Origin of the sequence: Gaoshiqia hydrogeniformans, assembly GCF_049347105.1 — a bacterium.
Lineage (GTDB): Bacteria > Bacteroidota > Bacteroidia > Bacteroidales > Prolixibacteraceae > Gaoshiqia > Gaoshiqia hydrogeniformans.
In genome coordinates this window covers 364,530-377,496 of record NZ_CP186334.1, presented here as the reverse complement: position 1 = coordinate 377,496, position 12,967 = coordinate 364,530, and the positions used below count along the sequence as shown (strand labels likewise).

Genomic DNA, 12,967 nt, shown 5'->3' with positions numbered 1-12,967 from the left:
TCAGCTTCACTTTTGTCTATTGTATGGCAACACGGCACCAGGTGTTTGACGATTCAGAAACTGAATTGGCCAGGTTTTCTTCCTGAATGCCTTCGTACTGGCTGTAATCAACCAGACCAAGGTTAATCCGAACATCCGAATGCTTGTCTTTCTGAACAGCGGCAAACGGAATTTCAAACTCAATCCGGTAACCGGCATCGGTTTTTGTTTTGGCCACGGCCTTCGCACCGGCCACCTCAACAGCTTTCCACTGGCCCCGGTCTCCTTTTTCTGCTTTTGTTTCTCCCTTGTAATTACACCAGAAGCGGAATAAACCTTCACCGGGTTCCAGCAGGTTCTGATTGTTTGCATCCAGGTACAGGTACACCCCGTCGGCACGAAGCAAATTGTTCGCATCGGAAGTCAACTGTTTGTCATTCACATCAACACCCACGTACAACTTATCGCCGTCTTTCCTGATGCCGGCCCGCAGGTTGGTTTCGCTCCGGTGCCCGATAAAAACCGGCCATTCGTTTTCCCACTCAGTTTGGGTTAAATTTCCGTCGGTTGAAATTGTTGCTTGTTGTGCTTTGAGTTCAGGAATTACGTGCCCGCGAATGATCCACACTTCACAGTTTGGACTTCGAAAGCTGGTGGTAGCTGCGGCAACTACGGTATGTTCATCCCATAGTGAAACTGAATTCCATTTGGCTTCCCGGTCCAGCGGAACGGCAAAAGGCCTGCTCAATTTGGTAAAATTGCGCCCGGTTTTATCGCCAATAGCCACTTCCAGGGTCGAGCGTTCCCAATCGGCGCTTCGCCCGCTGGTGGTTTGATACGACAGGATCACTTCGCCCGAAGGAAGCTTCATCAGGTAAGGCGCTCCGGCGTAAACAGCATCGGGGAGCGGTTCTTTAAGTGCGGATTCCCGGTTAGGCGAATTGCCCAAGACGGGTGTTTGCCAGTTTTCCGAAACTTTCGTCCGTACGATGTACGGTTTAAACTGCCCGATTTTGTTGTCCTCAATGGCTACAATAATTTCATCGTTCACCAACAGGGGAACCGGCATCCCATCGCGCCGTCCTTCACGGAAACAGACTGTTTTGATTTCTTCATCCCAGCTGATTCCGTTATCGGCTGAAAACATCATGGAAATGTTTTGCTCATCAGAGGTAAGGAAGGGGTTTTCATTGGCAAAATAAACCTGGAGTTCGCCGTTGGGCAATTGCAAAAAAGCAGGCTCCCAGCATCCGTCTTTAAAACGCGGTCCGGCTTCATAAATCACATGGCTTTCGGTCCAGCTTTGGCCGCCGTCGGCGCTTCGCCGGACGGCAATGGCAAAAGGAGCGATTTCGTCTTTTGCAGGGCGGTAGTTACAAGCCATCACCAGGTCGCCATTCTGGAGCTGAATCAACTCGGTATTGGCGATATTAACATCTGTTGTTTCTCCCCGACCGTTGGTATAGGTATGTTGTTTGAAGGTGATAACCGGCTCGCTCCAGGTGTTCCCGTCATCGGCGCTTTGCACCAGTTCGCCGTTGCCATGTGTTTCATAAACGGCCATCAGGCGTCCGTCATTTAACCTGCGAACACGTGGGTAGCCTACCCAACTTAACACCCGATTGCCTTGCGGTGCCAGCCGTTGCATCGAGCTGTAATCCCAGGCAATCCGGATTCCTTCAACAGGTTCACCAGTGCGAAGCTCGTAGGGATCTACCGGATCATCACTCTTTTTACATCCACCCAAAAGAACGCATAACGCGACGGATAGTATTATTCCTGACATGAATACATTCATTTTTTCAATTCAGGGGTCATATAATTTTCGTCAACAACCATCACTTCCTGCCCGTTCCGGTTTTCAAAACGAACCGTGCTGATATACATGTGGCGGGGATGGATCCGCTCTTTGCTGTTATGCGCATGGAACACAATCCGCAGATTCCCGTCCTTGTCGGTAAACATAGCGCTGTGCCCTACGCCGACCAGCTCTCCCGGTTTTTGCAGAATGGGGTTTTGCGCGTATTTTGTCCACGGCCCCCTGATGTTGGTGGCGGTGGCAAATCCAACTCCGTAAAACGGGCTTTCGTAGCTGTTGGCCGAGTATGTCATGTAGTAGGTGTCGTTATGTTTCAATACAAATGCTCCTTCGTTTACGCGCGGCCATATTTCTTCCCAGGCTTGCGATACGTTGATGCACTTGGTCATGGTTTCCGCTTTGATCCGGAGCAGGTCGTCTTCCAGTTCAGCCACCCAAATGTTTAATCCATCGTTAAAACGATCGAACAGCAGATAGGGCGTACCGTCGTCGTCAATAAACAACGAATTGTCGATACACTTCTCATTTTCGATCATGGGTTTTAAGATTTCCTGTTTGAAGGGTCCCAGCGGATTGTCGCTGGTTGCCACGCAAATGTGTTCGTCAGCTGAATAGTACATATAAAATTTGCCATTGACAGGATATACTTCGGGAGCCCAAAACCAGCGGTCGGCCCACACATCCTTTTTATGGAGCGCTAAGGTTGAATTGGTTTCCCAGGTCTGCAAATCATCCGAAACGAAAACGGCGATACCATCGTTTGAATAGGTGCCGTAAGCATAATATTTCCCGTTCCAAAGCATGATAAACGGATCGCCCAACGGAATCTTGATTTTCGTTTCGGTATCATTTGGCTCAAAGTCCGGATCAATTCCCTTGCACGATGAAATTTGCACGAGAAATGATAAAATCAAATAAGTAAGGAATATTTTTTTCAAGCTCATCGTTTGTTATTTTTGATTATGGAGTTTTTTAACAGTACAACCTGACAGGCAAAATCGCTTCTAAAACCGAAATTTATTTTGAAATGCCAAAATGGTCAACTAACCGGTTGTATTCGTCTTTTGAAATGGTGATCATACATCCGTGCCTGACAGAAGCGGGCAAACTGTATTTGTCCCAATCGCGGTGAAAGGTGTAACCCGAAGCCTGGTACCAGGGGCCGTTCATGTTATCAGCAATTGAAAGGCCGTAGGATACTCCCGGGTATTGCTCGTAGTACATGTACCAGATTTTTCCGTCGGGCGAAGGAATCAGCATGGGCGCCTCCCTGAAGTTGGGACTGATTGGGGCCGACGGTTCGGAATACGGACCAAGCAACGACGGCGCTTTGGCTACCCGGATGGTTTTGCCGGTCGTCCAGTAAAGCGTCGGATAAGTTTCATCTTTGATGACTGCGTAATAGTTATCGCCGATCTTTCGGATGAAAACATCAATGGTTCCCATATCCCACTCGAATAAACGCGTTGGATGATCAGAGAACGTTTTCAAATCTTTTGATAAGACATACAACGTGCGCTGGCTTGCCCAATAAGTTTCGCCGCCTTCCTTGTGGGGGGTGTGCCAGGTAACTACATATTGTTGCGAGTCGTGATCGAAAAATATTTTAGGCGCGCCGATCCGTTGCAGGGCATAAGAATAGTCGGGCGTGCTTTTTAAATCGGGCGTATAGGTGCTGTGTTTATCCCAGGTAATCAAATCGGTTGAGACCCAAAAGTTGATATCGGGTGAGGCGTCGCTGGTATTCCCTGCAATATAGTAGCGGTCGTCGTGTCCTTTGCAAATGTCCGGGTGCCCTTTGTAATCCTGAAAGATCCGTTCTTTGTTATTCAGCGCGGACCAATGCAACCCGTCAATACTGACCGAATAATAAAGACGTCCGTAATCCTCGTGCGTCATGTGTGCGAACAGATAGGCTTGGTTCACGGCGTTTTCAGGCTTGTCAGCTTGTCCGGGCGGATCGGGTTGCTGGGCGTGAACGCCGGTTACCAGCAGGAAAGATATCGCCAGAAGACTAATTTTTTTCATTTTTAAAAGCTAAGTAAAGGCGACCGGAAATGTCTGTTTTCCGGCCGCCATTTAAATTTATCAGATCTTAATCACGTAGTCAGTTAGTACATCGAATTTTGGTCCAGGTTCGGGTTATTGTCCACCTCGCTTTGCGGAATTGGCATCCGATGCGATTTGCCAACAACAAAGTTGGTGAAGTCAGCATCCCGCGAAACCAGTTCATTCAAGCCGGCTTGCGAATCCCAAAGTTTCCAGCGTTTCAGGTCAGCCCAGCGGACCCCTTCCAGGCAAAGTTCCAGCGAACGCTCCATCTGAAGTCTTTTCAGGAAAGCTGCCTTCGTGGTCACCGTTGAAGCATACAGCGTACTGTTTTCAAGTTTTGGCAGGTTCACCCGTTCTCTCACGCGGTTAACACATTCGATGGCCAATGCAGGAGGCGTGCCGCTTGACAGTTCTGCTAAACATTCGGCATACAATAACAATACATCAGCATAACGGATAACACGGAAGTTAATCGGCGAATAATAATCCTCTTGGTTCCGGTAGTAATCGCCCTGGTATTTCCGGAAGAAGCAGTCGGCGCCCCAACCGGTCTGCCAGTCGCGTCCATAAATTTTTTCACCCGGATAATCCGCCTGAATTTCCGGATAGAAAATACTGGCCCTTAAGCGCGGGTCAATCCCACCGGCAACAGTCGGTTCTTTTTTATATTCATCAACCAGCCATCTGCGGGGTTGCCCGTCGCACCAGCCAATGCCGCGTGGGGCAAAAAACTGTGCCCGGTTCGATCCCACGTTCTGATTTGGCTCGTCACCATCGCCCCTGGGGTTAATATCGGAGAACTGGATTTCGAAAACCGATTCTTTGTTATTCTCGGTGGTGTGCATAAAGTTGTCCTTGTAGTTATCAACCAGCCCGTAATGGGTTGCACCGGCGCCTTCAACCAACCAGGAGAGGGCGTCTTTGGCTTCCTGCCATTCATGCAGCTGCATATGTACTTTGCCAAGCAGCGCCAGGGCAGCTCCTTTGGTTGGCCGGCCAAGGTTCGCCATGTTCCATTGTTCAGGTAAGTTATTGGCTGCCTCTTGCAGATCAATTTTAACCTGGGCATACACCTGGGCCTCAGTGCGTTGTTCTGGCGTATCATCAGGTTGAGAAGCATTCAGTACCAGGGGCACATTGTCGAACATCAGCGCAAGATTGTAATAGTAAAATGCCCGTAGAAATTTGGCTTGCGCCAGTATGGCGTCTTTGTCGGTCTGGCTGCTAAACTCGATTCCCGGAACATAATCGAGTACCTGGTTGCAGCGGAAAATGGCCTTATAATGATCGCGCCACATCCAGGCATTACCTTCCCAGAAGTTGTAATTGAAATAAATGAACCGGGTCCATTCTTTCAGTTCGTTCCAGGGGCTTTGACTGTAACCTTCGTCCGATGTCAGATCAAAACGAAAATAAATCCATCGGGTCCAGCTGCCCGGTTTGTAAAACATCGTATAAGCGGCATCCAGTCCGAGTTGAGCATCGCCCGGTGTTTTCCAAAAAGTATCTGTTGTTGGGAAGTTGGGATTTTCTATGTCTATCAAATCTTCATTGCAGGAAATGACCGACAGTGCCAACACGAATAAGCTATATAATAATATTTTTTTCATCGTATTTCAGGATTAGAATTGAAATGAAAGAGAAAATACAACCGATTTTGGAGAAGGATAAGAAGCGTCGTCGTGTCCTTTCACCCAGATATCCGGCGCTTTAAACTCAGGATCAAGACCCGAATATTTGGTGAATGTAACCAGGTTTTGTCCGGTTACCGAAACACGCAGGTTGTCAAAAATCTTCTTGAGTTCCTGAATATCAAGGGTGTAACCCAGGGTCATTTGCCTGATCTTAAAATACGAACCCTTTTCAATCCAACGGTCCTGGTCGCCCCGGGCATTCCGGTTGTCGGCGTAAATTACTCGGGGATTTTTGGTGTTGGGATCTTCTTTGGTCCAGGGTTTATAGCCCGACAGGTGGTTGGTGTTGTCGGAGAATCCGCCCATCCAGCTGGCTGCGCCGTTGAAAACATCCTGTCCAAAGGATCCGAACCCGGCAAAGCTAAAATCAAAATTCTTGTACGAAACCTGGCCGTTCAGCCCAAGTTCGAATTTTGGCCACGGATTCCCGGTGATGGTCCTGTCTTCATTGTTTATCCTTCCGTCGTCGTTTATATCGGCATAACGGATATCTCCCGGCTTGGCATTTGGCTGAATAACCGTTCCTGTTGAATTGGTATGGGCCAATACTTCCGCTTCACTTTGGAAAATACCGTCGGTTTTGATGGTGTAAAACATGGCCAGAGGTTCTCCGATTTCTGTTTTGGTGATCCAGGTGTATTGCTCTACTTTTCCATAACCGAACTCCAGTACCTCATTTCTTAAGCGGGTAAATGTGCCGCCAACCGAGTAGTTAAAATTACCTTTCTTATCCCGCCACAAACCGGTGATCTCGATGCCTTTATTTCTCAGACTGGCTGCATTGACAAAGGGATCTCCACCATCATTTCCAGTGGTCATCAGAATTCGCATCGGAGTCAAGACATCCTTGGTCGTCGATATAAAATACTCAGCATTAAACTGCAATTTGTTTTCGAGAAAAGAAATATCCATACCAAAGTTTTCCTGGGTTTGTTCTTCCCACTTCAAATTGCTGTTTGCCAGTTTAATCTGTGTCATTCCGGGCACAATATGCTGATCGTTCCCAAATACAGCAACCGGGAAGGAGTTCAAAACGGCAACATAATCCCAATTGCCGATATTAACGTTTCCAAGCGTTCCGTGGCTGTACCTCAGTTTCAAATCGCTGATCCAGGAGACATTAAAGAAGTTTTCGCGACTAAGCCTCCAGCCGGCAGAGATAGATGGGAAAAATCCCCATTTATTGTCAGGTGCAAATTTTGAAGAACCATCATTACGGAAGGTGGCGCTCAACAGGTATTTCTCATCAAATGAGTAATTTAGACGTCCGAAGTAGGAGATGAGTGATGATTCGCCAATGTTTCCCCAGGCATTTGGGTCGGTGGTGCCGGCATCAATCACGTCAAAATAACGATCTCCAATCTGAACCAAATTCTTCTTCTCGGCAGCGATCATTTCACGATACGTGTTTTGATAGGAATTACCAACAACGACATTGAAATCGTGCTTGTCGATTTGTTTTTGGTAAGTGAGCGTGTTCTCAATCAGTTTATTCACAAATTTGGCTTTGTTTTCGTACCTGGTTGATGGGTCAAAAGGTTGGTTCAACGTAAAATTACCTTCTTTTCTTAACCATTTATGGTTGTCCCTGCTGGTTTCGTATCCGAGGTTCAGCTTGTACTGCAAGCCTTTCATCAGATCGAGGGTTGCATACAGATTCCCCCGGATTCGCAGGTTCTCGTCGCTGTTATACATCAAATCTTCGGTAGCAATCGGGTTTGAGCCGAAAGTTCTTGCTGTCGCTTCATTCCCGTAGCCGTAACCGCCGAAGTTGTTTTCGTCGTAGATGGGAATAATCGGCAGCATCCGCAAAACATCGATGTGCTTTGAGAAGACGGAGTTTTGATTCTCGACAAAGGTGTTGCTGATGGCGAGGTTTTCGCCAATCGTGAAAATTCCTTTTTTCCCTTCGGTATTCACCCTGAAGCTGTATCGTTCCATCGAAGTCCCGTAAACAGTGCCCGGGTTGTCGTAATAGTTGGTCGAAACCAGGTATTTTCCGTCTTTACTGCCGCCTGAAAACGACAGGTTATGATCCTGGATCACCGCGGTCCGGAATACGGCATCATTCCAGTCGGTATTGCCATCCATCCAGTTTGGTACGGAATGAACATCCGGCACACCGTCAGCGATGGCATTCTGATAGGCTTGTGTCGTAATGGCGATCCATTCATCTCGTCCCATCAGGTCCATCATGGGTAGTTTGTCGATACTAAGCTTTCCGGAATAATTGACTTTCATTTCTCCGGCTGACCCTTTTTTTGTTTCGATAATAATCACGCCGTTTGCAGCACGCGATCCATAAATGGCAGCAGCCGAGGCGTCTTTCAATACCTGGATGGACTCGATATCATTCACGTTGAAGTCGCGGTTGCCGGAGGTTGGCAAACCATCAATGATATACAATGGGTCGTTGTTGGTAAAATTACCCAGTCCCCTGATTTCAACAACCGGTTCGCTTCCGATGCCTCCGCTGGAACGGATGTTGACACCTGCAACCAGGCCTTGAAGCGCGTCGCCGACCGACAGAGCGGTAACGTTTTTGAAGTCATCCGCCTTAACCACAGACACAGCTCCCGTTAAATCTGCCTTTTTAATGGTACCATAACCAATCGCTACGACCTCTTCCAAACCGATAGAAATTTCTTCCATAACGATATTGATGACAGTTTGACCAGCTACCTGCAGTTCTACCGTTTTCATCCCAACAAAGGAGAATACAAGAACCGCATCAGAACCGACTGAAGAGAGTGAGAATTCACCGTTGAAGTCGGTAATAATTCCCATCGATGTTCCTTTAACCGCAACGGTAACGCCGGTGATCGCCTCCCCGGAGGTATTTGTCACTTTCCCTTTTACCGAAAGATTCGGTTGAGCGGGCGTTCGAACGTCCAGAGTTTCATTTTTACTGATCACAATGTACCGATCCACAACTTTATAGGTCAGATCAGTCCCCTGAAACATTTCATTGAGAACCGTTTCGATACTGGCATCTGCAATTGAAATGTTCACCTTTTTCTGGTTTATTTCGTCTTTGTTGTAGAAGAAATAAGAGCCGCATTGATTTTCGATTTCGGTTAAAACTTCCTGAATAGTGGCATCTTTAAGATTCAGATCAACTTTTGCAGTTTGAGAGTAGGTCCGGGCGCTTACAGTCAGCACTCCTAAAAACAGTAAGAAGATTGACAACTTCATAACCAATAATAATTTCTTCAGCGATCTTTTCAGATCGCCATGAGTTTGTGTTTTTTTCATAAATTTGTTGTGTTAAGTGTTAATGCATTCAATAATTAACTCTTGTACAGGCGGTAAGGATGTGGGCGCATCTTTATCGCTTTTCTTTTTTTTAACTTGTTTTCATCATCGCGTCATTGATAGGTTTAATAATTAATTACTTACTTTTTTTCAACTTAATGATATTCCGGTCGTCGGGCATGAGCACAACTTCAATATCAATATTCTCCCGCAGGGTCAGTATTTCCAGAATCTGATCGATTGGCTTGTATTTCAATACGGTTCCGGAGATTCGTTTTGCCTTCAATTCTTCATCAGGAATGGTAATTTCGACATTGTACCATCTTTCAAGCATCTGCGACAAATCGGCCAAGGATACGTTATCAACAACTAGTTTCCCTTCCTTCCATAATGAAAAATGCCTGGTGTCGACTTTGTAAACATCCAGCTCGTTGTTGTTGTCGAAAAAAGCGCTTTGTCCGGGCTGTAAGCTAACAAGCAATTCTTTGTTCTGATTTAATATGGCAACCTTCCCTTCGATCAATGTTGTTATTTCCGTTGCTCCTTCATAGGCATCTACATTCAGCGAGGTGCCGGTAACCTGGACAATCGACTTGGTTGTTTTAATATTGAATGGCTTGGCCGGATTCGACTTAACGTTGAAAAATGCTTCACCGATTAATTCCACATCGCGTGAGTCTCCGTTAAAACTGCCCGGATATTTGATTGTGGTTTCGGAATTTAACCACACCTGCGTCCCGTCGGGCAGTTCAAGCTGAGCCATCTGTCCGTTAGGGACGAATAAGGTGGCGTAAACAGGTTCCGCTTGAAATTTTCGCGAATGTAAAATGGATTGAAGAAACCATCCGCTCAGCAGGGATATGACAATGACAGCTGCATATTTTAAGAAGTTATTGAGGAAAAGCTTTTTGCCCGAATGAGATTTTCTTTTTAACCGGGAGAGAACGTCATTTGGTTTGTTGGCTAATAAAAATGCGATGGTGTCGGCATTTTCCCGGATGGTTTGAAAGTCCTTTTCAGCCTCGTCAAGATCCTGTTGGTCTGTCGGTGAAAAATTACCGGGTTTTTCAGTTGTTTCCCGGGTTACCTTTCCGGCAATGTATTCCCATTTTTTCGAATGATCCTTCTGCATGATATCATGTTCTTTAACTACAATACACACAGGGAGCGCAAAAGGGTGATTCTTTTTTCAGAAAATTACCATCTTTTTTTACGAAGAAGGGAAAACGCCTTTCCCATTTGTGATTTTACGGTGTTTTTTGAAATTTTCAGTTGTTCAGCTGCCTGGGCGTATGTACATCCCTTCAACGCAACCAATTGAAATGTTTTCAGACATTGGGGAGGTAGTTGCTGAATTTGGGCGCTCAGCCTGATGAGCAACTCATCGTGTTCTGTGTCGTAGTATTCGTCATCCGGAAACTGATAATTATCGAGTTCAACGAACTTTGAATGATCCCTCAGGTAATTAAGTGATTTGTTTCTGACAGCCCTTCTGACGTAGTGTAGAAGTTTTTCGTCGAACGTAAAGGAATCTCTTTTTTCCCAGAGAGTGATAAAAACCTCTTGAACGATATCCTCGGCAGCAATATGATCATTGACAATCCGTACACAAAAGAGCAGAGCCCTTTGATAATTTTCTGTAAAGAAATGATCATAGGCTTTGTCGGAGGTCGGTTTAATATTATTTGCCATTTTAAGCCAATACAAAAACAAGGTCAAACGATGTCCATCAGATTAATCCGGGGTTTGCCGTCAAACCGCTAAAATCAAAGATATTGATATTTTGACATCTGTCGCCGTTTGGGCAGTGAAATAACGGATATAAAGTCGAAAGCCCGGATTTCCCGGGCTTTCAAACTTTATTAACCATTCTATTTGAAAAACTTTTATTTGCGAAAGAAGGTATTCAGAATTACTCTTTTGAACAGGATTGGATAATTAAGAATTTCATTTTGAATACCGTTGAAAAAATGACCGTTTTACTGTTTTTGAAAGTTTGAACCAAGGAATTTTGAACTAAGGATTTTTCAGTATGAACGGATCACTTTTTTGCTAACAATCTTATAATTTTTCTGATCGGATATATATTTACTTTTATTCGATATCTGTCATTTTCCTGAGAATTGCTGCTGCTTTCGTACTGTAATAACCATTGCTTTCAGCGATTCTTTGAAACTGTTTATAAGCTTTCTTCTTATTGTCGGTTTGCAGGTAGCATAAGCCCATGTACCATTCAGCCTGCTCAACGAAGAGGTTGTTCTTCTCTTTTGCAACCTGTTGGTAGGAGAAGATTGCCTGTTCGTAGGCGCCGGTTTGCTGGCGGGCCATACCCGTGTAAAAATTACCGATCGGGTTCAGATGATTGACCTGGAGCACCTGATCGAACAACTCAAGCGACTCGGCGTATTTTTCTTCATTAAATTTGTGAAGGGCCATACTGATTTTACTGTCGAGCATCGCGTCTCCCGACCTGAAAATGCCGGTTGCCTGGTAGATCTCGTAATATTGGGTGTAGAGTTCGTTGCTGTTTGCCGCTTTGTGCCGGCTGATCAGACTGGTAATGCTGATAATCAGGATCAACGAGGCCGCGATTGTAGCAATGGCGATTCGCGATTTCGGGAACCTGGCTGCAAATGAACGTTCTTTACTTTTCTCCTTAATGATGTCTTTACTGATCTGATCAAGTTTTTCCCGGAGTCCCATGATATCTGTTTCCCTGACGGCGCAGTCAATTTCCTGATGCAGGTCAAGTTCAGCAACCAGGTCGGGATTATTGATCAACTCTGTTTCGAAGGAAGCCAGGTGTTCTTCTGATAGCTCAAGATTCAGGTATTGATCAATTTCCTCAATTTTTCGGGAGGTGGATGATTCGGTTTGCTGAATGCTTTGCAGGCTGGCCCTCAATTCCATGATGTCGGTTTCAGCCAGGGCTTTGTCCACTTCCAGGTAGAGTTCCACGTCTCGTGCAAGTCCCGGGTTTAAAGCCAGTTCTTCTTCAAATCCGGCCATCAGCGGTTGATCCATTTCCTGATCAATGAATTGTTCAATTTCCTGAGCCGTTCGCTCATGGGCCGAAATACTTGTAGCAATCTGCTTCAGGTTCGCCCGAAGATCAAGAATATCTTTTTCGCCAAGCGCGGTTTCCAGGTCGGCAAAAATGGCCTCATCCTGCGGCGTCAGTGAATATTCTTCGTCGGAGCTGGAATCCTGATTTTGTTGTTCTTTGTAGAATTGATGAATATTTTCTTTTTCAGCGTATTTGTGCTGGGCCATGTGTAAGATGGGCAGGCTTTGCGAAAAGCTAAAAACATCGCTGATATTGACCGGTTCAGTAAATTCTTTGAAAGATGACAGGTTATCGGACAGTTCGAAATTGAAGCTTTTTTGTTCAGCCAAAACAGGGACAGATTCTTCTGCTTCAGCCGGTTTTTCCTGTGCCATGATGTGTTGCAGGTTGCTGCGCAGAGCGATAATTTCGTGTTCCTGAACGGCGCTTTCGATTTCCAGGTGGAGTTGAATGTCTTCCTCCAGTTCCGGATTGATGGCCAATTCGGCATTGAATTCTCTTAGCTCGTCACCGGTCAAGTCCTGGCTAAGATATCTATCAATGTATTCGGTATAATTTGACTTGCGTATCATCTTTCAATTTTTTTTCAATTTCTACAAGCAGAACGTGTAATTTTAAAACATCAGATTCTTTTTGGTTAAATGACCAGAGTTGAAATTATAGTTTATTACCCTATTGGTCATTTCAAAAAAAGAAAGGTCGAATTTGTAAAAAAAATCTGTTAAGCTTTACTTCTTTTAAATTATCATTTTTCAATGGATTGTGATCTTACGATAAGACTTTTACAAGTCAACCTGATCTGTTCAAATACCGGTATGCTTCACATTAAACTACATGTGTTTGTTTTGTAGTGTTTTATCGATCCGATATTTTAACTATTTACAATCCCGGCCCGTGATAATTTTTTCAGAATTTAGTCGAAGTCTTCAATATAAAGATCCAAATCGCGGGAGATACCGCCTTTAACTTCGTTTAATTCTTCTTTTGTTAAAACTTCGAATGATTCAAAAATGTTTTTTTCGTTGTTAGCAAATAAAGTTTTCATTACTTTTAATTTTTAATGGTTAATGTTTAAAATTCCTTAATTATCCTTTGTTCGTG

The 12,967-nt window shown here is 45.1% G+C and carries 9 protein-coding genes; all 9 read right to left on the bottom strand.

Features of this window, described 5'->3' with window-relative positions; genetic code table 11:
* Positions 1-16 precede the first annotated feature (16 nt).
* A complete protein-coding gene (locus ACOIT5_RS01595) occupies positions 17-1,765 on the bottom strand; it encodes an exo-alpha-sialidase (protein ID WP_423128719.1) in 1,749 nt (582 codons plus the stop codon).
* Positions 1,766-1,773: 8 nt separating this feature from the next.
* On the bottom strand, positions 1,774-2,742 hold the full coding sequence (locus ACOIT5_RS01590) for a glycoside hydrolase family 43 protein (RefSeq protein ID WP_423128718.1): 969 nt from the start codon (positions 2,740-2,742) through the stop codon (positions 1,774-1,776).
* A gap of 73 nt (positions 2,743-2,815) precedes the next feature.
* Positions 2,816-3,826: a glycoside hydrolase family 43 protein gene (locus ACOIT5_RS01585; protein WP_423128717.1), complete on the bottom strand. Its 1,011-nt coding sequence runs from the start codon at positions 3,824-3,826 to the stop codon at positions 2,816-2,818.
* Between the two features lie 83 nt (positions 3,827-3,909).
* Positions 3,910-5,460, bottom strand: coding sequence for a RagB/SusD family nutrient uptake outer membrane protein (locus ACOIT5_RS01580; RefSeq protein WP_423128716.1), 1,551 nt, complete (start codon positions 5,458-5,460; stop codon positions 3,910-3,912).
* Between the two features lie 12 nt (positions 5,461-5,472).
* Positions 5,473-8,799 (bottom strand): TonB-dependent receptor, encoded by a 3,327-nt coding sequence (locus tag ACOIT5_RS01575; RefSeq protein ID WP_423128715.1) that lies wholly within the window; start codon positions 8,797-8,799, stop codon positions 5,473-5,475.
* Positions 8,800-8,935: 136 nt separating this feature from the next.
* Complete coding sequence (locus tag ACOIT5_RS01570; RefSeq protein ID WP_423128714.1) at positions 8,936-9,931, bottom strand: FecR family protein; 996 nt, start codon at positions 9,929-9,931, stop codon at positions 8,936-8,938.
* Between the two features lie 65 nt (positions 9,932-9,996).
* Positions 9,997-10,491 carry a sigma-70 family RNA polymerase sigma factor gene (locus ACOIT5_RS01565; protein ID WP_423128713.1) on the bottom strand — a complete coding sequence of 165 codons (495 nt, stop codon included), beginning with the start codon at positions 10,489-10,491 and terminating at the stop codon, positions 9,997-9,999.
* A gap of 402 nt (positions 10,492-10,893) precedes the next feature.
* Positions 10,894-12,438: a tetratricopeptide repeat protein gene (locus ACOIT5_RS01560; protein WP_423128712.1), complete on the bottom strand. Its 1,545-nt coding sequence runs from the start codon at positions 12,436-12,438 to the stop codon at positions 10,894-10,896.
* A gap of 341 nt (positions 12,439-12,779) precedes the next feature.
* Positions 12,780-12,911 carry a bacteriocin gene (locus ACOIT5_RS01555; protein ID WP_423128711.1) on the bottom strand — a complete coding sequence of 44 codons (132 nt, stop codon included), beginning with the start codon at positions 12,909-12,911 and terminating at the stop codon, positions 12,780-12,782.
* Positions 12,912-12,967 lie beyond the last annotated feature (56 nt).